This is a genomic window from Photobacterium atrarenae (genome assembly GCF_024380015.1).
Classification (GTDB): Bacteria; Pseudomonadota; Gammaproteobacteria; order Enterobacterales; family Vibrionaceae; genus Photobacterium; species Photobacterium atrarenae.
Genome location: NZ_CP101508.1, coordinates 1,270,949 through 1,293,589, shown reverse-complemented (window position 1 = coordinate 1,293,589; position 22,641 = coordinate 1,270,949). Strand labels below are relative to the sequence as shown.

The 22,641-nt window shown below is 50.5% G+C and carries 15 protein-coding genes and 2 tRNA genes; 5 read left to right on the top strand and 12 right to left on the bottom strand.

Features of this window, described 5'->3' with window-relative positions; all coding sequences use genetic code 11:
- Nucleotides 1-252 precede the first annotated feature (252 nt).
- The 6 genes from NNL38_RS06115 to NNL38_RS06090 all read right to left on the bottom strand — a co-directional run bounded on the left by NNL38_RS06115 (nucleotide 253) and on the right by NNL38_RS06090 (nucleotide 8,371).
- Nucleotides 253-894, bottom strand: coding sequence for a class I SAM-dependent methyltransferase (locus NNL38_RS06115; RefSeq protein WP_255390133.1), 642 nt, complete (start codon nucleotides 892-894; stop codon nucleotides 253-255).
- A 279-nt stretch (nucleotides 895-1,173) separates the two neighbouring features.
- The gene (locus tag NNL38_RS06110) at nucleotides 1,174-2,127 is read right to left on the bottom strand and encodes a LytR/AlgR family response regulator transcription factor (RefSeq protein ID WP_255390132.1); all 954 of its coding nucleotides are present in this window, start codon (nucleotides 2,125-2,127) and stop codon (nucleotides 1,174-1,176) included.
- 439 nt (nucleotides 2,128-2,566) lie between these two features.
- Nucleotides 2,567-2,640: transfer RNA gene (locus NNL38_RS06105), tRNA-Cys, on the bottom strand.
- A gap of 247 nt (nucleotides 2,641-2,887) precedes the next feature.
- Nucleotides 2,888-4,021, bottom strand: coding sequence for a carboxynorspermidine decarboxylase (gene nspC, locus NNL38_RS06100; protein WP_255390131.1), 1,134 nt, complete (start codon nucleotides 4,019-4,021; stop codon nucleotides 2,888-2,890).
- A gap of 127 nt (nucleotides 4,022-4,148) precedes the next feature.
- The gene (locus NNL38_RS06095; RefSeq protein WP_255390130.1) at nucleotides 4,149-5,393 is read right to left on the bottom strand and encodes a carboxynorspermidine synthase; all 1,245 of its coding nucleotides are present in this window, start codon (nucleotides 5,391-5,393) and stop codon (nucleotides 4,149-4,151) included.
- Nucleotides 5,394-5,482: 89 nt separating this feature from the next.
- A complete protein-coding gene (locus tag NNL38_RS06090) occupies nucleotides 5,483-8,371 on the bottom strand; it encodes a pyridoxal phosphate-dependent class III aminotransferase (protein WP_255390129.1) in 2,889 nt (962 codons plus the stop codon).
- Nucleotides 8,372-9,038: 667 nt separating this feature from the next.
- Between NNL38_RS06090 and NNL38_RS06085 the strand changes: the two genes are divergently transcribed.
- On the top strand, nucleotides 9,039-9,941 hold the full coding sequence (locus NNL38_RS06085) for a LysR family transcriptional regulator (protein WP_255390128.1): 903 nt from the start codon (nucleotides 9,039-9,041) through the stop codon (nucleotides 9,939-9,941).
- Between the two features lie 46 nt (nucleotides 9,942-9,987).
- On the opposite strand, the gene NNL38_RS06080 is transcribed toward NNL38_RS06085, so the two are convergent.
- The 5 genes from NNL38_RS06080 to uvrY form a co-directional block, all read right to left on the bottom strand.
- Nucleotides 9,988-12,837 (bottom strand): FAD-binding and (Fe-S)-binding domain-containing protein, encoded by a 2,850-nt coding sequence (locus NNL38_RS06080; RefSeq protein ID WP_255390127.1) that lies wholly within the window; start codon nucleotides 12,835-12,837, stop codon nucleotides 9,988-9,990.
- A 283-nt stretch (nucleotides 12,838-13,120) separates the two neighbouring features.
- Nucleotides 13,121-13,194 (bottom strand) — tRNA-Cys (locus NNL38_RS06075).
- A 440-nt stretch (nucleotides 13,195-13,634) separates the two neighbouring features.
- The gene (gene pgsA, locus NNL38_RS06070; protein WP_255390126.1) at nucleotides 13,635-14,192 is read right to left on the bottom strand and encodes a CDP-diacylglycerol--glycerol-3-phosphate 3-phosphatidyltransferase; all 558 of its coding nucleotides are present in this window, start codon (nucleotides 14,190-14,192) and stop codon (nucleotides 13,635-13,637) included.
- 43 nt (nucleotides 14,193-14,235) lie between these two features.
- Nucleotides 14,236-16,086 (bottom strand): excinuclease ABC subunit UvrC, encoded by a 1,851-nt coding sequence (uvrC, locus tag NNL38_RS06065; RefSeq protein ID WP_255390125.1) that lies wholly within the window; start codon nucleotides 16,084-16,086, stop codon nucleotides 14,236-14,238.
- Between the two features lie 2 nt (nucleotides 16,087-16,088).
- The gene (gene uvrY, locus NNL38_RS06060; RefSeq protein ID WP_255390124.1) at nucleotides 16,089-16,733 is read right to left on the bottom strand and encodes a UvrY/SirA/GacA family response regulator transcription factor; all 645 of its coding nucleotides are present in this window, start codon (nucleotides 16,731-16,733) and stop codon (nucleotides 16,089-16,091) included.
- Nucleotides 16,734-17,597: 864 nt separating this feature from the next.
- Here uvrY and bfr (NNL38_RS06055) point away from each other — a divergent pair.
- Both bfr (NNL38_RS06055) and bfr (NNL38_RS06050) read left to right on the top strand, forming a co-directional pair.
- Complete coding sequence (gene bfr / locus NNL38_RS06055; protein WP_255390123.1) at nucleotides 17,598-18,065, top strand: bacterioferritin; 468 nt, start codon at nucleotides 17,598-17,600, stop codon at nucleotides 18,063-18,065.
- Between the two features lie 12 nt (nucleotides 18,066-18,077).
- The gene (gene bfr, locus NNL38_RS06050; protein WP_255390122.1) at nucleotides 18,078-18,548 is read left to right on the top strand and encodes a bacterioferritin; all 471 of its coding nucleotides are present in this window, start codon (nucleotides 18,078-18,080) and stop codon (nucleotides 18,546-18,548) included.
- Between the two features lie 143 nt (nucleotides 18,549-18,691).
- Here bfr (NNL38_RS06050) and NNL38_RS06045 read toward each other — a convergent pair whose 3' ends face one another.
- Nucleotides 18,692-20,401: an ABC transporter substrate binding protein gene (locus NNL38_RS06045; RefSeq protein WP_255390121.1), complete on the bottom strand. Its 1,710-nt coding sequence runs from the start codon at nucleotides 20,399-20,401 to the stop codon at nucleotides 18,692-18,694.
- A gap of 253 nt (nucleotides 20,402-20,654) precedes the next feature.
- Here NNL38_RS06045 and NNL38_RS06040 point away from each other — a divergent pair, with 253 nt between their 5' ends.
- Together NNL38_RS06040 and NNL38_RS06035 are read left to right on the top strand one after the other, a co-directional pair.
- Nucleotides 20,655-21,101 (top strand): potassium channel family protein, encoded by a 447-nt coding sequence (locus NNL38_RS06040; RefSeq protein WP_255390120.1) that lies wholly within the window; start codon nucleotides 20,655-20,657, stop codon nucleotides 21,099-21,101.
- Between the two features lie 388 nt (nucleotides 21,102-21,489).
- Nucleotides 21,490-22,605 (top strand): hypothetical protein, encoded by a 1,116-nt coding sequence (locus NNL38_RS06035; RefSeq protein WP_255390119.1) that lies wholly within the window; start codon nucleotides 21,490-21,492, stop codon nucleotides 22,603-22,605.
- Nucleotides 22,606-22,641: the final 36 nt, after the last annotated feature.

The window sequence follows — 22,641 nt, the reverse complement described above, 5'->3', positions numbered from 1 at the left end:
CCTTTTGAGTGATGATTTTACAATTTATTAACTCGCGCTCTCGCCCTGGCCCTATTAAGGAACAAACACACCCTAAAATTAATATCAGAATATGTCTTGGCAATTTTATTATTTTTTCTCCCAAGGATGACTTTATTCGCAGGCCATCATCCCAGCCAGACTTTCGCTCAGGACAACAAAGCACGGAATTTAATATACACAGAACTTAATATCAGCTCTACAACAGTCGAAAATAGTCATCAGTGAGGATTGTTACGACTTACTCAAAAGAAAAATCTCGAAATTATTAAAGGGCAAGTAGTCGTGACTTTCAATATGAATATAACCAGCCTCCTTCATTTCACTTCTAATTTGCTCTGCGTGAATTCCGTGCGGAATAATAAACCAAGGTGTTCCTTCTCGCGTATCCAAAACCGCAACACGTGCTCCGTCATTCAGGTACTTCTTTATGTTATTAAAATAGCCAACACGGTTTTCAATATGATGATAGGTATTTGACAGGAATACTAAGTCAATATCACTACGATTCAGTAAAGGATCATCTTGTGCTGCTTGAATGGTGCTGATATTATGAAAGCCTTTCTCTTTTGCCGTATCCGTAATATTTACCAGTGCTTCTTCATCAATATCAACCGCCAACACTTGCCCTTTTTCACCGACCACCTCTGAAAAGAAATAGCTGAAATAGCCATCCCCGGCTCCCAGGTCTGCGACTCGGTCTCCTTCCTTAATTTGCAGATCCTCTATAACACGATCAGTATGACTCCATGATTTGCGATCGAACAGATGACTGTAATCAATCTTAGTGAACATGGCTGACGAACAGCCTGTTAGCGTAAGCAAAGCAAGCGCACTTCCCCATCGGCATAAACCTGCACCTAATGTTATAGTCACGGTAACCTCCTCAGATATAGAAAATTTACAAAGCTATCCGGCTTCCAAGCCTGAGTGGCTATAACATGATAATTTTGAGCAAAGATGTAGAAAAAGGTGATTAAGTGACGAAATCAGTGATAGGAAGCAGCTATCCCAGTACATTTCAGGTGGGTTGTGGTGAATGCTCTTCGTCACAGCCGGTAAGATCGGGGCCGAATGAAGGTGTCACGTATGAAATGATAGCGGGGGAACAGCAGGAAAATAACGGGCTAATATCAGCCCGTTACTTTCATAAATTCAGGCTACTTGCCATTTCTCTACTACCTTACGAACATCTTCCAGGTAGCGTATGCTGATTGGCACGGAATCCCCGTTTTTAAGCGTGATATAATAACGGCTGGACTCTTTTGAAACGGAGTCAATGTATTGCAGATTGACCACAAAGGAGCGGTGAACTTTCTTAAACTCGCAGGGTGATAGCTGCTCTGTCAATTTAGAAAGAGTCTTTCTCACTGTAAGACGTTCGTATTCCTCACTGGAGGTTTGCTGCCATATGTGACAGTAATTTTCTTCTACTCGAATATAGACAATACTATGGCAGGGAACAGATATCTGCTCTCCTCTTACCTTTAACTTCAGAACGTTTTGGTTTAAATCAGAAAAACTGGACCCTGCGGCTTGATTACAGCTGTCAACATTGCAATTATTTTCTTCGACTGCCTGTAGTTGCATTGATGAATTTTGTTTCTGATAATTCAAAATTGACGACCAATTTACTCGCAAAACAAACTGAATAAATATAAACATCACTGCGGACACTAATATAAAAGTGAGATGCGAGCTTTTAAAGTCATAACCAAAGTTTGTATGTTTACTTTTTATATGATTATAAACTTCAAAAATAGTAAACAGATAATCAAATAAATACTCACTCGTGATAATCACCATTGTGGCAAGCAAAAGAAACTGATACACCCTAATCTTACAAGGCCAGATTTCCGTCTTATAAATCAATCGGCCAGCCAGTTCACATAAAAGACAAATAGCAGCAACAGGCGTTATGGTAAAAAAAACATGTAGAATAAGCTCGACGATCGTGAGTTCAACATGGACAACCAAATGTACAAAAAGCACCAATAATATAGCTGTAGAAATCAGAAACCAATAACATTTCGCTCTGGTGGTAAACCCCATCTGATACAACAGCGGAATGCTGAAAAAGTGTTTTATTCCCTTTAGTATCTCACTCATTTGTTCCTCTTTTTACACTTCCTTGGTTTTGCGTTGGCTTAAATACTCATTCGAGGACTTAGCTAAAACAATGCTATTATTACCGTGTAATTGACAGTTTTGGAAGGAGAAATTGAATTTTGCAGCATCCCTACAATTAAATACTTCCACCAAAAACCAATTAACCGCAGACCCTGCCGCAAATTTCACACTGAATCGTCATTTTTATTCATCACATCCCCTCTCCCACTTTCACTGCGAGAGAGGATAAAATTGGCAGTTTACGGAGAGCATAAGAGCGTGGTAGGGAAAGAAAAACGACCAGAAAGGAACGACAGAGAAAGCCAGGAGTGTACTGACCAAAATAGACGAAGGTAGGCACAAATAGCTACCAGATTGCACAGAAATAGCACAGATAAAACAAAGCCCCGACTTTCGTCGAGGCTCTGCCATCAAATAATGGAGGCGCGTCCCGGAGTCGAACCGAGGTCCACGGATTTGCAATCCGCTGCATAGCCACTCTGCCAACGCGCCATCTTGTTTGAACCGATTCGGAAGATGACTCCGCTTCGGTACGGGGTGTAATTTACTGATTTTGAAAAATGAGTCAATAAAAAAGATGACAGCTTGATGTCAACTGCTTAAAAATCAGCATAATCAGTGACGCTTCAGCCAAGTTGCATCGAAATTATGCAACCTGGCCGCGTAAAAAAGCCCGGGGCAATTTGAACACCGGGCCTCAATTGAACCGGCCCGCCATCTGACGGGAACGGTGTCAGACTCAGCTCACAGACCACTGAGACAGGGAGCGTTTGAAATCGTCGTAACCGAATTCGTTCAGCTTCTCGATGTCACCACTCTGGCGCCGGCAGTAAATCGACGGCATTTTCAGACCATTGAACCAGTTCAGTTTCACCATGGTATAACCAGCACTGTCCATGATGTGCAGACGCTGACCAATTTCCAGCGGCTGCTCAAACGAGGTCACACAGAACTGATCGCCGGCCAGACAGGAGCAACTGCCGATCACATAGGTATGCTCCCCTTGCTCGCAGGCTTCTGCAATCGATGCCGGCTCATTATAAATCAGGGTATCGAGACGGTGTGCTTCGGTGGCACTGTCGACAATCGCAGTTTTCATCCCATTCTCGACAATATCGACCACAGTTACCACCAGATCCGTAGTCTTAGTGATAATGGCTTCGCCCGGCTCCAGGTACAGCTGGACCCCATGCTTTTCGGAGAAAGCTTTCAGCGCCACAGCGAGCTTCTCCAGCTCGTAACCCGGCCAGGTAAAGAAAACACCGCCGCCCAGGCTGACCCACTGAAGCTGATCCAGATAAGTTCCAAACTTGTCTGAGATCGCATCCAGCAGTCCGATGAACGCATCGGCACTTTTGTTCTCACAGTTCATGTGGAACATCACGCCGTCGATCGTCTCGAACACCGCCGGATCCAACTGATCCGCCTGAACACCTAACCGGGAGAACCGGCGCGCCGGGTTAGCGAGATCCTGACCAGCATAGCTGACCCCCGGATTCAGACGCAGGCCGACAGAGGCTTTGCCTTCCACCAGGTGGCGGTGTGCCGCCAGCTGAGATTGCGAGTTGAAGATCATCTTGTCGCAAATGTCAGCCACTTCACGGACGTCATCTTCACTGTAACCCACGCTGTAAGCATGCGTTTCGCCGCCGAAGGTCTCATACCCCAGCTTTACCTCATTCGGGCCGCTGCTGGTGGTACCATCCAAATACGGTTTAATGATGTCAAAGACACCCCAGGTCGAGAAACACTTGAGCGCCAGAACCAGTTTCACGCCCGACAGCTCTTTCAACCGCTTGGCGATTTCCAGATTGGCGATCAGTTTGGCTTCATCAATCATGAAGTAAGGGGTTTTTAATTCGCTTTTTTGCATAGATTCAATCACTTTAATAATCGAACAAAGCCGATGCGCTACACATCGGCTTTCAGTTACATAAAAGGAAAACAAGTCATGCTATCTCTTTAGGCAACACCCGAATGAGATAACCTCACTTCATCCCTTATTTCAGAATGTTGATCACAGGCTGACCGACTTCCAGCTCCTGAACACCCCAGTCCAGACCGATGCCTGGCATGGTTTCCAGGAACGGATCCGGGTCCAGCTGCTCCATGTTGAACACGCCTTTACCGGCCCACTCGCCACGGAAGTACTGCAGTGCAGCGGTGATCGCCGGAACACCCGTGGTGTAAGAAATGGCCTGATGCTCAACATCTTCGTATGCCACTTCGTGGTCCGCGTTGTTGTAAATAAACACACTACGCGCTTTACCGTCCTTCTTACCCTGAACCCAGGTACCGATACAGGTTTTACCTGTATACCCCGGTGCCAGAGACGTTGGATCAGGCAGCAGCGCTTTCAGCACTTTCAGCGGCTCAACCACAGTGCCGTCTTGCAGGGTGACCGGATCCGGGCTCAGCAGGCCGATGTCACGCATGCAGTTGAAGTAGTTCAGGTAACGATCACCGAAACCCATCCAGAACTCGATACGCTTAGCCGGAATGAACTCTTTCATCGAGCGAACTTCATCATGCGCCATGGAGTAAACTTTATGGCTACCGACTTCCGGGAAATCAAACTCCATCATCCGGGTGTGACAAGGGACTTGTTTCCACTCGCCGTTTTCCCAGTAGAAAGAGTCGCCCTGAATTTCCAGCATGTTGGTTTCAGGATCGAAGTTGGTCGCGAATTTCTTGCCGTGATCACCGGCATTCACGTCCATCACATCAATGGTGTCGATTTCATCGAACAGGTGCTTCACGGCGTATGCTGCAAACACGCTCACCACGCCCGGATCGAAACCGGCGCCCAGGATCCCGGTGATCCCCGCTTCCTCGAACTTCTCACGGAAGGCCCACTGCGGATCATAAGCTTCAGGAACTTGCTGACCTTCGCTGCACAGATCAACCGCAACCGACGTATCCAGGTAAGACACTTTCGCCTGGTAACACGCTTCCATGATGGCCACGTTTACCCACGGTGGTCCGGCATTAATCACCAGATCAGGCTGAACTTCTTGAATCAGCGCAACCAGCGCATCCACATCATCAGCGTTGACCGCACGCGCTTCCAGTTTCTTTGAAGGATCCTTCAGGTTGTTCTTTTTCTTGATCGATTCAATGATCTGGTCGCACTTTTTCACTGTGCGGGATGCAATGGTGATATCACCCAATACATCGTTATTCTGGGCCGCTTTATGGGCAATCACCCAACCTACGCCGCCTGCACCAATTTGTAGAATTGCCATAGTTTTCTGTCTTCCGTTATTAATCTAGAGTCTCTCGTACTGCCTGGTCCGAACCACTCAGGCCAGGCAGCCCCCGTAGTCATTATCAATTACTGCACAATTGATTGAGCCAGTTGATTGATATCGTTAAGTAAAGTTTCAAAGTCTGCCATTTCCAGACAAGGGTTCAAAATGGTGAACTTCAACGCAACCCGGCCATCGACCACAGTTTCGCCCAACACTGCAATGCCTTTCACCAGAGCTTCAATGCGCAGCTCTTTGTTGAACTGATCCAGATCCACAGCCGGATTCCCGATATAACGGAACAGGACTGTCGACAGCGCCGGATCAGCCAGCAGCTCAAATTCAGCAGACTGGTTGATCATGTCCGCCACTTGCTGCGTTTGACCCAGCAGGTGATCATACATGGCACCCAATGCATCCGTGCCGACGCACTGCATGGTCATCAGCACTTTCAAGGCATCGAAACGCTTGGTGGTTGCAATCGACTTATCCACCAGATTCGGCAGCAAGTCATCTTCACGGTTCAGGTAATCGGCATGATGCAGCAAATACTTGAAGTTCGCTTTGTCACGCACCAGTACCGCACCACAGCTGATTGGTTGGTAGAACAGCTTGTGGAAATCCACGCTCAACGAGTCTGCACGCTCGATCCCATTCAGGCGCGCCTTATGGCGACTCAGAATCAGGGCTCCACCGTAGGCACCATCGACATGCAACCACAGCTGATGCTGGTCAGCAATGTCAGCCAGACCGGCCAAATCATCAATCGCGCCATGATCCGTGGTTCCTGCGGTGCCCACCAGGGCAAACGGCAGCAGGCCTTCCTGCTTCATGCTCTCCAGGGTTGAAACCAGCGAGGCCAGACGAATAGCACCGTCAGGGTTCGTATCAACACACGTCACCGCATGCTCACCCAAGCCCAGCAGTGAGGCCGACTTCTGTACGGTGAAGTGCGACTTCTTCGAGCACAGAATGCGCAGTTTACCCGCGTACTCCGGCAAACCGTCTTTCTGGATGTTATGGCCGGACAGTTGATCAGCCGCCCAGTCGCGCGCCAACAGCAAGCCCATCAGGTTGCTCTGGGTACCGCCACTGGTGAAGACACCATCGGCACTGGTGCCATAACCGTATACGCCGCTCAACCAGTCCACGACCTTCTGCTCAACAAACGTTGCAGCACTGGCCTGATCCCAGGAATCCATTGATTGGTTCAATGAGCTGATAAAGGCTTCTGCCGCAACCGCCGGGATCAGCGGTGGTGTATGCAGGTGGGCAATACAGCTCGGATGCTGGACCATGATGGAATTCTTGGCAATCAGCTCACCGGTTTGTTCAATCACAGTTTCCAGCGGCAGTTGCTGGCTGTCCAGATCGATGTTGTTGATTAGGTTTTTCAGCATCAGCGGCTCAATGCCGGAGTACGGCGCGTCCGTTGACTCAAACACCTGCTTCAGCACCTGAGTGGTCTGGTTCAGCGCAGTTTCCAGAACATTGGCTCCCCCCTCACCGGTGTGGATGAAGTGAGCACGCCACTTTTCCTGCTCGGAATCGGTGTTGGTTTCCGCAATTGATGCCGGTCCCGCCGTTGCCAGAATCGCGTTATACAGCGCATCCAGGGCAAAATCGAGTTGCTCGTAACTGATGATCAATGGCGGTAGGAAGCGCAGCACCGAGCCCTGACGTCCGCCTTTTTCGATGATCAGACCACGCTCCAGCGCCGCGCGCTGGATATTAACAGTCAGCTCCGGATCCGCCTCCGGCTCACCAAACTTGTTCCGGCTGCCGTCTGCTTTAACAATCTCAACGCCCAGCATCAGGCCTTTACCGCGCACTTCGGCAATACAGCTGGTCTGGCGGGCAATGCGCTCCAGACCTTCGCGCAGGTACTGGCCCGCTTTCGCCGCGTGCTCAACCAGGTTGTCACGACGAATAATTTCCAGCGCCTTGGCGCCAGTCGCCATTGCCAACTGGTTACCGCGGAACGTCCCGGTGTGCTCACCCGGACGCCAGGTATCAATTGATTTATCAAAAATCAGCACCGACATCGGCAGGCCACCACCGACGGCTTTCGACAGGCACAGAATATCCGGGGTGATCCCCGCTTCTTCAAACGCAAAGCGATAACCGGTCTTACCGATGCCGCACTGGATTTCATCAAGGATCAGCAGAATGCCGTGCTCTTTGGTGATCCGGCGCAGTTCCTGCAGCCAGAACGCCGGTGCCGGGATCACCCCACCTTCGCCCTGGACCGGCTCAACAATAATCGCAGCCGGCTTCTGCACACCGCTCTCGTCATCGCTAAGCATACGCTCAATGTAACGGATGCTTTGCTTGGCGCCCTCGTTACCTTTCAGGCCGAACGGACAGCGCAAGGCATACGGGAATGGCAAGAAGTGCACATCAGCCATCAGCCCCTGACGGCGGGCTTTGGTCCCCAGGTTGCCCATCAGTGCCATGGTGCCATTGGTCATCCCGTGATATGCGCCGTGGAATGCTGCCATGGTGTTGCGACCCGTGGTTTGCTTGGCCAGCTTAATCGCGGCCTCTACGGCGTCGGCACCAGACGGGCCACAAAACTGAATACGGGCATTGGCCGCAAAATCGTCCGGCAAGAAATTCATCACTTCTTTGATAAATTTATCCTTGACCGGCGTGGTCATATCCAGTGTCTGATAAGGCAGCCCCTGGTGGAGTTGATCAATGATCGCCTGATTAATTTCCGGGTGGTTATAGCCCAGGGCCAGCGTACCAGCCCCCGCCAGACAATCGAGGAACACCTGGCCCCGGCTGTCTTCCACTAAAACACCGGAGGCTTTCTGAATTGCCAACGGCAGGCGTCTTGGATACGAACGAACTTCTGACTCGTAATGCTCTTGGCTGAGCAAAAGTTCATCCGGGGTTAAGTCGTATAAATCCTGTACATTCGGTACAGTTGAATCTAGCTTGATGCCATCAAAATCAAACACATTACTCATGAGTGCGATCCAAAAATTAATTCCGCTGCCAGCGGTCGACAGAAAACATAGCAATCTGAGCTATACAACAACACAATGGGCTGACATGGCCATCAATTAACCAAAATTCAGATACTTATGTCATAGATCAGAGATATGTTCCCGGTCTGTAAACACAAGGAGACCATCAGCGGTGCGCCGAAAAAGTCACGGGTTTACAGCCAAAAGCTGTTTTGATCAGAGATGGAAAATCAAGGCTCAGTAATAATACTGCAGGTCGGTAAGACGAAGCTGATTTGATTTTTAGATATGAGTGTAATCACTGTTGGGTTCCTTCAATATGCTCCTGCTTACTTCTGGCAGGTTAGCGCTATCAATGCCCTTCTACTGACAGTTGACCTGTCAGTACCTACGACCGCTGTGGTGCAATCAGCCTGAATTCATCACAGCGCATATGTCTCAGAAAGCTATTGTCTGAGATTGCGCAGAACGTAACATAGTGTCGATGGGAATGACAAACATTATTTTTTACTACATTGTTATATTTTTATGACAACCCCATCCTGCGGGTATCAACAAACGGTAATACATTGCTTTCGCCCAATTGTGGTGACTTCCCCTAGGGGAATTCCATTCTCCCGCGTATAATGCAACAATAATAATTATTGTTGCATTAAGTTTATCAATCATGCGAAACACCGATGACTTCCTGATTTTTTACCACCTCATCGAGCAAGGCTCTTTCAGTAAAGCAGCTGAGCATATCGGCCTGACAAAATCCGTTGTCAGTAAACGCATGACCCGGCTCGAAGAAGAGCTCGGGGTCCAACTCCTTTACCGAACGACCCGGAAACTGACGCTCACCGAAGCCGGCGAAGTCTTCTTCAGCCATGCCCGTGAAGTCTATCTCTCAGTGCAAAACGCAGAAGATGCCATGAGCGGTCTGGGAGAGCGCTTGTCCGGGACCATTCGCATTACCGTACCGACGATTTCCGGGGAGCTGATCCTACCCAAGGCAATTGCAGAATTCAGCGAGAAATATCCGGAAATCACGATTCAGATGGATCTGGACAACCGGTTTGTCGATATCGTGGAAGAAGGCTATGATCTGGCCATCCGCACCGGGATGTTGCCTGATTCCAGCTTTATCGCTCGCCGGCTGGTCGAAGCACAATGGGTCATCTGTGGCGCCCCAAGCTATTTTGCGCGCCATAAAGCGCCCAAATCCTACCAGGAGCTGGATAAGCACAACTGTCTGGCCTATTCCTACCAGGAAACCGGGGCAACTGAGTGGTTATTCAAAGGAAAAAGCGGCCCGTTTACCGTCAGAGTCAACGGCAATTTCAGCACCAACAACGCATCCTCCCTGCGTAGCGCTGCCCTGCTTGGTCAGGGGCTGGTGTATGTACCGCGAATTCTGGTGGCCGATGATCTGGCCCGGGGAGAGCTGGTAGAAGTGCTGCGGGATCAGGTCGCCAAACGGCTCGGGATCTACGCCATCTATCCGTATACCCGCCACCAGCCGGCTAAAATCCGTCTGTTTATTGAACACCTGTACCAGTGCTATCAGCAGCACAAGGAGAAGTTCTGAACCACGCTCCCTGTGACCGGGTTCCGGCCACAGGGGGCGTGCTGCTTCATTTGCCGGCAACCGGCTGACTCACCTTATCCACGAGATACAAAATCGAGCGATATTCAATCCCGCTGTGCTCCGACAGGCCGATCTCACAGGTCCGGCTATTGGAATAACCCTCCCGGCAGTCTTCCGGCACCTGTGCCTTGAGCGGCGACAGGGCCGATGCATTAAGCTCGGGTGTCGTAAAGCCTTTATCCCCGGCAAAGCCGCAACACTGAATATCTTCCGGGATCACCACCCGTTTTGCGCAGGCTTCCGTCACTTTTTGCATCACACCCGCCAGGCCCTTGCGCCGGGAAATACAGGTAATATGCAGCATTACCGGCTCATCCTGCGGGGTGATCTCCAGTCGCGGCATGACAAACTCGGCGACAAACTGGAACGGCTCATAAATCGTCAAATCTGATCGCAGCGTATCTTTACTCAGGCTGGCACACGGGCTGGTATCCATCAGTACCGGTAACCTGCCCTGCTCGGATGCCTGCCACAACGCGGCTTCCAGCTGTTTGGCCTTGCTGTGTGCCGTCTCCGGAAAGCCCTTACTCTGATACGGCATGCCGCAGCACTGACTATTCAGGTTGTCCGGGATCACGACCTCGTATCCGGCTTTGGCCAGCAACGATAAGGTGACTTCAAACAGTGGCCTTGCATCCATCGCATCCTTCTCGGTGCCCATATTGCGCGAGGCACAACTCGGGAAGTAGACAATTTTCTCCCGCCCGATGGCGTTGATCTTCAACCCGGATGGTTGGCGCAGCTTCCCTGCGGAGCGCGGCATATGGGGTGTCCACAGTGGCAGCCGGTTTCCGGAGAGCTTGCGGGCCGCTTTGCTCGCCGAGCGCATCGCACTGCCGCCTAGCAAGCCGTGTAAACCATTGGCGGCATTCAGGCCCAGCCGGGTCACTGACGTGACGCCATCAAAATGATCCGCCGTCCAGCGGGCAATGGTCGTTGCCATCGCTGAGTGATTTGCTCGTAACTTACGCATCAAATCACCGGTATTGATATCGACCGGACACCGCTCGGCACACAAGCCGGTCGCCGCACAAGTATCAACCCCCTGGTACTGAAACGCATGCTCAATCTGCGCCAGTCGGGCCGGATCTTCATTACTGCGGCGCAGGCGCTGAATTTCACGATACACGGTATTGCGCTGGCGCGGCGTCAGCGACAGGTTGCGTGACGGACAAACCGGCTCACAAAAGCCGCACTCAATACACTTATCGATCAGCGTATCGGCCGCGGGCATCGCTTTGAGATCTTTGACGTGGGCATCGCTGTCATCATTGAGGATCACCCCCGGGTTTAAGATGCCGGTGCGGTCGAAAATCCGCTTGATTTGTTGCATCAAGGCATAACCTTCACTGCCCCACTCCAGCTCGACAAACGGCGCCATGTTTCGGCCCGTGCCATGCTCAGCTTTCAGTGAGCCCTGATAATCCACCGCCACCAGCTTGGCCACTGCGTCCATAAAAGCGCCATAGCGGGTAATTTCAGCATCGGTATCAAATGCCTGGGTGAACACGAAATGCAGGTTCCCCGCCAAAGCATGACCAAAGATGATCGCCTCATGATATTCATAAGTGGTGAACAGCTCCTGCAACTCACGTACCGCCGGTGCCAGTTGCTCAATCGGAAACGCCACATCTTCAATGATCACTGTCGTACCGGTTTCACGGACCGCCCCGACCGCCGGGAACAGACCTTTGCGAACGCCCCAAAGCTGTGCGCACACTTGCGGATCGCGACTAAACGGCACCGTTTCGATCGGCGCAAAGCCATTGATCAGATTAGTCAGCGCATCCGACTGCTCACTCAGACCCGGATCGTCTTCGGCGTGGATCTCCACCAGTAACGCTGCTGCCTCCGTATTACCTTCCGCGCCCAGGCGGGCGATAAAGTCCGGCATTCCCGGCTTATCCGCGACCGAGGCCAACGCACGGCTGTCCATCAGCTCCACCGCCGCAACCCGGGTCTTGCTCAGCTCACTCACCGCCAGGCAAGTGGTTTCAATATCCGCAAACACAAACAAGCCCGACGCTTTAAAGGCATGATCAACCACGGTGTTATAAGTGATATCAGCAATAAAACCGAGGGTGCCTTCGGAGCCGATCATCAAATGCTGAAGGATCTCGATCGGATCCTGATAATCAACCAATGCGTTCAGGCTATACCCAGTGGTATTTTTCAGGCGGTATTTATGGCGGATTTTCTCTGCCAGTGGCGGATTGTCCAGGCAGCTGCGCGCAAGCGCGGTCAAGTCATCCAGCATCTCGCTGTGACTGCGGCGAAACGCTGCAACACTGGCGTCATCTAAAGTATTTAATACTGTGCCATCGGCCAGCACAATCGTCATCCCCGCCAGTGTCTTGTAGCTGTTCTGGGCGGTCCCGCAGCACATCCCCGAGGCGTTATTCGCCGCAATGCCACCAATTTTACAAGTGTTGATTGACGCGGGATCCGGCCCGATTTTTCGGCCGTACGGGGCCAACAACTTGTTGGCTTCAGCCCCAATCACGCCCGGCTGTAACCAGATCTGCTCGCCGCCGTTTAAGATTTCATGATGGCGCCAGTTCGTGGTCAGGGTGATCAACACCGAATCTGAGAGTGCCTGACCGGACAAACTGGTCCCGGCGGCGCGGAAGGTCACAGCAATATTCAGGGCATAGCACGCCTTCATCGCAAAAACCACTTCCTCCAGGTTGTCCAGTTGCAGGATCAATTTCGGCACTAGGCGGTAAAAACTGGCATCAGTTCCATAGGCCAGCGTCAGCGTCGGATCAGTGATGATCCGCTCGGCATCTATGCGCTCCTGTAACTGCGCAATCAGGGTGTTATAGGGTTGCTGCATGGCGGCTCCGTGTACTTCATCCCGAGGGATTATTTATTATGTTCTGCCTGCCGGGTAGAAAACACACCGAAACTGGCAGTGATTGGAATAGCCGTATTTTATCGGGGGGATATTAGCAAATAAATAAACTCGAATTCACAAACCTGTTGCAAAAAGTTTACCAATCGCTCAAAAGTGGGTCGTCAGCTTCAGAGGGGAGGCTCAAAGCAGGAGAAAAGCTAAATGCCAGATACAAAAAAACCAGCTTGATGCTGGTTTGATTTCCTACCGAATCGATAGGAAATGGAGGCGCGTCCCGGAGTCGAACCGAGGTCCACGGATTTGCAATCCGCTGCATAGCCACTCTGCCAACGCGCCTCTGTAGTGTTACCGTTTCGGGTCGCCCCGTTCGGTATGGCGGCCATTTTACAGATCCACACCAGGCTGTCACGAAAAAAATGAAAAAACACAGCTGTTCGTTTCATTTTTCGCCAAAACTATTAAAACAACGGCTCTATGAGAGAAAAAACGCCAGCAATCATGCAATACCAATCAAAGTAAGTAAGTGATCAGAAATCGTGCCGGAAAAATGTTTGAGAGCAAGGCAGAGTTTTTAGATAAGTAGTTATTCTACAATCAAAAATTCTAACGCAGTTATCGAGCATTTGAACAAGCTAGGATGACCAGTTATTTACTGCAATTGGTATTAATTACTGCGATTGGTATAAATATGTAGCTCACGCCGGCAAACAAAAAGCGGCAACAAATGCCGCTTATAAAACACTTACCGCTCAGTATCCATCGATCACCGGTGGCGATCAGGCATCTTCAGAGTTCAGCAGGTCATCCTTCGCTGCCCGAAGATAGGCATACATCGACCAATAGGTCAGCACCATCGCCACATACAGGGCAACATAACCGACCCAAACCAGCCATTCATTCGGGTGCCAGAGTAACACCATCAAGGCAAACATCTGCGAGCCGGTTTTGACCTTGCCGACCCAGGACACCGCCACGCTCGAGCGCTTGCCCAGCTCAGCCATCCACTCACGCAGCGCAGAGATAATAATTTCCCGGCCAATCATAGTCACGGCAGGAATCGTAACCCAAACCGAATGAAAATGTTCAACGACCAGCACCATCGCCGCTGCGACCATCACCTTGTCTGCCACCGGATCAATGAACGCCCCGAACCGGGTGGTCTGGTTGAGCTTTCGTGCCAGATAGCCATCGAACCAGTCAGTAACACCGGCAATGAAAAAAATCAACGCAGTTGCAAAAGGAGCCCAGCTATACGGCAGATAAAAAGTGACCACAAAGAAAGGAATAAGGAGCAGCCGGATAAAACTGAGGATGTTCGGAATCGTTAAACGCATAATAACTAGTTCTTATGATTAATTTTATTAGGGTGCCGCAAAGCTAGCCGTGCTGCAATGCGTCATAGATTTTTTCTGCCAGCGCACGACTGATACCAGGTACCTTGGCAATTTCTTCTCGACTTGCTCTTTTCAGTTCTTGTAACCCGCCCATATATTTCAACAGTGCCTGGCGACGCTTTGGCCCGATCCCTTCCACATCTTCCAGCACACTGCGCTTTCTCACTTTTGCCCGCTGTGCCCGATGCCCACTAATGGCGTGATTGTGACTTTCATCACGAATATGCTGGATCAAATGCAGCGCCGGCGAGTCCGACGGCATGGTAAATTCTTCGCCTGTCACCAGAAGCAGGGTTTCCAGTCCGGGTTTACGCGTGGTGCCCTTGGCGACCCCGACCAACAGCGCACGTTTCGGCCACTCGCTCATCAGCGGCGCCACTACATCATACGCTCTTGAAAGCTGACCTCTACCCCCGTCAATGAAAATAATGTCGGGGATTTTGTCCGGATCCAACTGTTTATCATATCGCCGGGCCAAAGCTTGTGCCATCGCGGCATAGTCATCCCCGCCGGTAATGCCGGTGATGTTATAGCGGCGATATTCTTGCTTCAGCGGCCCATCCTGGTTGAACACCACACACGATGCCACGGTTTTCTCACCCATGGTATGGCTGATGTCGAAACACTCCATCCGCGCCAGGCTATTGAGCTTAAGCACTTCACGCAGCTCGGTAAAGCGCTGGTGAACCGTCATTTTATGGTTGAGCTTACTGATCAGCGCCGTGCTGGCATTGGTCTGGGCCAACTTGAGGAATCGCGCCCGGCTGCCGCGTGACTGGGTTCGGAGTTCGATTTTTCGACCAGCCAGCTCCGAGAGTGTATTGCCGATCACAGCTTTCTCCTCACCCAGCTCCGCCCCCAGCAAAATCACCGACGGAATCACCCGGCCTTCTGCCTGATTAAGATAAAACTGACTGACAAAACTGGACAAGACTTCAGTGAGCTCAGTGTCAGTCGGCAATTTAGGGAAGTAACTGCGGCTGCCGAGGATTTTGCCCTGGCGAATATAGAGCGCATGAATACAGGCCATGCCCTGCTCGTGGGCAATCCCAATCACGTCCATATCATCGTCGCTGTCCTGGCTGACAAACTGCTGCTCCTGAACCCGCCGCAGCGCCTGGATCTGATCGCGGTAAGTCGCCGCTTTTTCAAACGCCAGTTGCTGACTCGCCAGCTCCATTTTCTCAACCAGTGAAGCGATCACCTGGCGATCTTTCCCCTGGAGGAACAACCGGACGTAGTTCACCTGCTCCTGGTAATCATCATCACTCACCAGCCCTTTGACACACGGGCCCAGACAGCGACCAATCTGATACATCAGACACGGCCGACTACGGTTGGCATACACCGAGTCTTCGCACTGACGAACGGGGAAAATTTTCTGCAGCAGGTGCAGGCTTTCACGCACCGCGCCCGAATCCGGGTACGGGCCGAAATATTCTCCCTTGCGCTTTTTAGCGCCACGGTGGATCGTCAATCGCGGGTGGGTACTGCTGCTGAGGAAAATATAGGGATACGATTTATCATCGCGGAGCAGAACATTATATTTCGGCAGATACAACTTAATGTAGTTGTGCTCTAGGATCAGCGCTTCGGTCTCCGTGTGGGTCACGGTTACATCGACCTTGCAAATCTTCTGGACCAGCGCCCGGGTTTTCTCTCCCGCAACATTGGTCCGAAAATAGCTCGACAGGCGTTTTTTCAGATCTTTGGCTTTGCCGACATAAATGACCTCACCGGACTGGTCGTACATCCGATACACGCCAGGCTGGTGAGTCACTGTTTTCAGGAAGCTTTTCGAATCAAAGCTGTGGGATTCAAGCGGTTCTGACACTACTACAACGTCTCTGTGTCTAACATTCCATGACGAATTGCAAGGTGAGTCAGCTCGACATCACCATTGATATCCAGCTTATTGAACAAGCGATAGCGGTAACTGTTGACCGTTTTCGGACTCAGGTTCAACTGCTCTGAAATCTCAGTCACTTTTTGCCCTTTGGTGATCATCATCATGATCTGCAGCTCACGTTCAGACAAATCCTTAAACGGATTTTCCGCATCCGAAGCAAACTGGCTCAAAGCCATCTGCTGGGCAATTTCAGGCGAGATATACCGTTGGCCACTATTGACCATCCGGATCGCATTGACCATCTCATCCGGACCAGCCCCTTTGGTCAGATAGCCAGCAGCACCGGCTTGCATCACTTTGGTCGGGAACGGATTCTCGGTATGAATGGTTAAAACGATGATTTTGACATCGGGACTAAAGCGGAGAATTTTACGCGTCGCTTCAAGGCCACCGATGCCCGGCATATTCATATCCATCAGCACGATGTCCGCATGCTCCTGGCGGCACCATTTGACGGCTTCTTCACCACTGTCGGCTTCCCCTACCACTTTAATACCACGGACATCTTCAAGAAGACGTCGGATCCCTGTGCGAACCAGTTCGTGATCATCTACAAGGAATACATTAATCAAGCTGTATCTCCAATATGATTTGGCTCTGCACCCAGCCGGAATTGGCAGGATAGCTATTACTGATCTTACCCAATTTTACCTTAACTTGAAATCTGAGCTGCCACTGTTTCTGTGTCTCAGCGCAAAGTTTCTCTGCCAGGCGTCGCTTGACAAAATGGGGATGAAAGCTTTTAAACGCAGATTTGTAAATTGAACAAACTACACAGCAGTATTTACCATATATCTGAAAAAATAAAGTATAAAATTCAATATATCCAATTGGTTATATCTTAGTCAGTAAATCCTGCTGTCACGATTCCCCCGTGCCTCAGCACCGGGCTTGTTGCGAAACGTGCAAACTTCATAGTTTCTCAGCAACTTCGCCACTCAATGAACAAAGCTAGCAAAAAACATCTGTTTCTACTTGATTTATCTTACTTATTTTTCCTGTTCAGCCACGCATAGATGCCTCAAAACTCAGTCAGAAGCCGCATGGCCAACTCCAGTATTTTAGACAACAACGTACATAAAATCACCCACCACATATGCATCATATCTGCTCAGATAGGTACTCAGGCATCTTAAGACGGGATGAAATAGAGAGACACACGTGATTTACACAGTCATCGGCGCCACCCACGCACTGTGACATGAAAGTGCCAAAAAGCCTGGCTTGTGGTGATCAGTCGGCAACGAAGGAAACAAAGCTTATCGCCGAGAAACAAATGATAACTATTCTGATTTGTGTCAGTTTTACTCTCTTCAGCCAAAATCAGGAATAAAATCAATATTTTTTGAGCTTCACTCCCCACAAACCTGACTCAGCACCTATGCTTAACCATAGCAAAAATCATGACAATAAAAGTCACTTAAGGAGGAAGTTCCATGCAAGGTAAACAGCAGATCATCAGTTACCTCAATCAGGTGCTGACCCTCGAGCTCACCTCAATCAATCAGTACTTTCTGCATGCCAGAATGTTTCGCAACTGGGGGTTGGAAGCGCTCAACGACAAAGAATACAAAAAATCAATCAAAGACATGAAGCAGGCCGATGATCTGATTGAGCGAATTCTGTTCCTCGAAGGGCTACCGAACCTGCAGCACCTGGAAAAAATTCGTATCGGCGAAGAAGCCGAAGAAATGTTGCAGTGCGATCTGGTTCTGGAAATGGAGCAGCTGGACTTACTGAGAGAAGCGATCGCATTCTGTGAAACCGAGTCCGACTACGTCAGCCGTGAACTACTGGAAAGTATCCTTGCTTACGAAGAGGACTACGTCGACTGGATAGAAACCCAGCAAGAACTGATCAGCAACATTGGCATTGAAAACTACCTCCAATCTCAGATTTCCTAAGAGGTGATTCGCATGAAAGGTAATAGCAAGATCATCGATACCCTAAATTCGCTGCTCGCTGGCGAGCTGACCGCCATGGACCAGTACTTCATTCACTCTCGTATGTACCAGGACTGGGGGTTAGACAAACTCTATGAACGTATCGACCACGAGTTTGATGACGAGAAAGGCCATGCCGCCCTGCTGATAGAACGTATTCTGTTCCTGGAAGGTACACCGGATTTGACCAAGCGCGCCGACCTGAAAATCGGCAAAGATGTTCCGGAAATGCTCAAAAATGATCTTGAGCTGGAATATGATGTCGACAAAGCCCTCAAGACGGCGATCCAGGTTTGCGAGCAGGAGCAAGACTACCAGTCCCGTGAAATCCTCGAGAAGCTGCTGGCAGATACCGAGGAAGATCATGCCTACTGGCTTGAAAAACAGCTTGGCCTCATTGATAAAATCGGCCTGCCGAATTATCTGCAATCCCAGATGAGCTAATCCCGCGCTTGCTTATATGACAAGTCGCTTTTTGTTATCCGGCCGGCAAATCGTACGGCCGGATAACCGGAAGCGTTTCAGGCTCACCAGCCCACTATTCTGGCTCAAACACAAGTGACGCCTTCACTTACCCGCGAACAGACCTAGAAAGCCACGACCTGGTTTCGCCCGTTATGTTTCGCTGCATACAACGCCTGATCGACCCGATGCAAAATAGAATCAAAACTATCATCACCCACAAAAGCTGCGGTGCCGATACTGATCGTGATACGCTCAACGTCACCCACCGACAGCTGCGTAATTTGAGTCCGTAGTCGCTGGAGCAGCTCGGCACACTCCCCCGCTTCCTGACAAGTCATCAGCAGCAAAAACTCTTCTCCCCCCCAGCGATAGACCCGATCGGTAGCACGAATATTCTCCGTTAACACCTGACCGACAGCGCACAGCACGGCATCCCCGGCTGGGTGGCCGTGGGTATCATTGATCTGCTTGAAAAAATCAATATCGAGTAAAGCGACATGGCACAGTGGCTCCATATCCTGACGGCGCTCTATGCGAGCCTTCAGTTCACTCGCCCCCGCCCGGCGATTGCCCAGCCCGGTCAACGGGTCGGTATAGGCCAGGGACTGTAAAATTTTCGATGCTTTCTTCAGCTCCTGATTCCGCGCATCCAGCTCCTGAGTTCTTCGCTCCACCAAGGTTTCCAGTGAATGGTTAAATTCATCCAACTGTTTTTGTGCCCGCCGGCGCTGATAAATATTCACCATCAGAGCAGAGATAATCCCCAGCAACACCAGCACCACGGCCACAGTCGTGTTTACCAGCGCCATATGCTCTTCATAGTACGAAACCGGTTTACCCACGATTTTGCTGTCCGGTGGCAGCCGATCCAAATCGATTTGGAAATTCTCCAGAACAGGATAATCAAACACTGGGGCATACGCGGCCTTATCCTTGACCGGAATTGTCTCGACCGGTGTTCCATTCAAAATACGAACGGCAATTTTAGTTGCATTTCGGCCATGCTGGTATGGATCATTCATCAGCCCCCCAATCACACAGTTGCCGATCAACAATGTCCCCCACATCCCGTAAATGGGCACTGGGCTATGCTTTGCCAACAACGGCAGATCGTACCGGTAGGAAAAATAAGTGCCTTCATTATCCATATGTATCGCCATCATCAGAATGGCGGTATTTTTTCCAAGCACTTTCACTCGTTCATTTAACTCACGCAGCGTAAAGTCATCCCAGATATCCAGTTGAACCCGGGACTTGGCCGAGTCGGTTTCCCATTGGGCTTTGATCGCCAGCGCCCGGCGGACCATCCTTTGGCCCAACTCGGTCCGATCGCCCAACAAAACAATCCGCTCAACCTCAGGTTGAAGCTGCCGAATCAAGGCTAGGTTGCCCTGAATTTCCATCCCTTCCTGGATTCCGGTGAAGTTCGGTTTGTCCGCCAATGCATCGGGATCAAATACATTCACCCCGCTAAACACGACTGGGGTTCCCGGAAACAGGGTTTCGGCATGTTCCAGCATGAAGTTATAGGCCAGATCATCGCCTGCGATAATAATCTCCGGGGTGTAACGCCGGTATTTATACTTCAGCAAATCCACCAGCAGGCGATGGTATTGCTCATCATCCAAGAAGCGGCGCTCATCCATATACTCCACATGCAGGTCATAATCTGGAATGGTTGCGGAGAACTCATCTTTCACGCCGCGGGTCAGTGCCTCACTCCAGGGATACTGGGAGTCATAAGAGTTGATCAACAGCACGATCGGGTGGGACTGAGCAAACGCAGCCGCCGGCACAAGCCAGAAAAAAACGAGCAAAAACCTTATCCACATTGGGCTTGAACCTTTCGTACGATAAATAGCGGGCAACTCGCCCGGATTATATGAACCCCTCTGATTAAATTCAAACAGCGCAACTTATGCCACAAAGCCATGCCCTTTGCGCATGAAGTGTTATGATTCACATAAAAACATTGTAAAATTAAGTATATAGCAAGTGCTGATCTACCCTGATTTGAAAGCAACTCATGGACTGTATGACGCACCGAAACACAAAATAAAATGTAAGAATTTACGAGGAGATCACGTGATAACGCTATTTCTGGTCAACAGTGCCATTGTTGCTATAACCGTCATTCTTCACTACGCGTTTCTGCGGCAAATGAGTTTGTACATCCCCAAAATCCCAATGCTCCATGGATTCAAGATTCTGATCGGGGTCATGGGGGCCCTGATCGCCCATACCGTTGAGGTCTGGATCTTTGCAATTGCTTACTATCGACTGCATCATTCAGATCACTGGGGCGAACTGACCGGAAACTTCGACAGCAGCCTGCTCGACTGTGTGTACTTCTCCTTTACCACCTATACAACGCTGGGGTTCGGGGATATCGAACCGGTCGGCCATCTTCGATTTTTAACCGGTATTGAATCATTAACCGGCCTGGTTTTAATTACCTGGACAGCGTCCTTCCTTTATTTGGAAATGCAGCGTTATTGGAGCTTGAGCAAAGATCCGAAGAACCACAAATAACCCATCACCTGCTGATAGTCTCTGTATTCATTCTGCACCACGCGCTGATGGCAGTTATTTTTATGTCACCTAAACTTATGAATAAATAATTCAATGAATTGTTCGGTTTCAACGGAGAAACCTTTCTCAATGCCAATGAAAGGAGAAAATGCATGGGACTTACTCGACTTTTTTCTCTGTTACTGGGCCATGGCGCCAAAGAAAAACAAACACAATTAAAATCGAAATTACAGTTTGCAATGTCGCAGAATCATGAACAAATACTCAATGCCCCTCCAGATTCAAACCCTGTAAACACACGCAAAACCAACACTAAGATTGCTCCACCATCGGATGTACCGCCCCCACCATGACCCCGGTACCATCGCAACAACGGACACTTGGAAACATGACTTGGAAGTTTCTCAGGCTGCTCATCGCCGGCGTGTTGCTCATTGCCCCGCCGTTGGTTGGGGTAATGTTTTCCGGCAAGCCGCTTGCCCCCTATCTCACGCTCATGCCTTCAACTCTGTATGTCGAGAAGCCGGCATTTTCATGGCCCGTCTTTGTCATGCTGGCCCTGTTGATTGGCTGTTGCACACTCCCCTTCCTCTACCGGCTTGCGTATCCGCCAGTTGGAAGCATTCCCATGAACCACTCGGCTTGCAAACCTAGTGCTGCATTTCCCAAGTGGGGCTGGCTGGGGCTTATTCTCCTCACCTCAAGTTGGGGACTGGCCTGGGCCGATATTCCCGGCGGACCACCCTGGCAACGTTACACCTTCACGCCGCTTTGGCTCGGTTATATTCTGCTCATCAATGCATGGTGTGAAAAGCAACACGGCAACAGCCTGATCCGCAGCCAACCCGGTCGCTTTGGGTGGTTGTTTCTCGTGAGTGCAGTGTTCTGGTGGTTCTTTGAGTACCTTAACCTGTTTGTTCACAACTGGTATTACATCGGCCCGCCAATCACCCCACTGACCCGTACCCTGACCGCCAGCTTGTCTTTCTCCACCGTCTTACCGGCGGTCATGAGTACCCTCTACTGGCTGGCCGGCTTTCAGCGCTGTCAGCGCGCCTTCACCCGGTACGTGACCTTTCCGGTCCCCCGACCGAAGTTGCTGGCCGGGCTGGCTTTACTGGCCGCCATCGCGTCACTATTTGCGCTCGGGGCCTGGCCAGACAGCTTCTTCCCCTTGGTTTGGGTATCCCCTTTAATTGTGCTGGTTGCGCTGGAAACTCTGGCTGGAAAACCGACCCTGTTCACGGTGATACCGGGCGGCGACTGGCGCCCGTTCGCGCTTCCGGCGCTGGCAGGTCTGCAATGCGGCTTGTTGTGGGAGCTGTGGAATTTCGGCAGCAAAGCACCGTGGATCTACAACATTCCGTATGTCGATCGCTTCTACCTGTTCGAGATGCCTTTATTAGGCTACGCCGGTTATCTGCCGTTCGGACTGGAATGCGCCTTGATTGCATCGATGCTCGGCGTCACTGTCCATGCCACCCAGGTGTGTGACGGGAAGTAAAGATTACCTCGGATTGAAGACGTGCGGGGCGCCGAC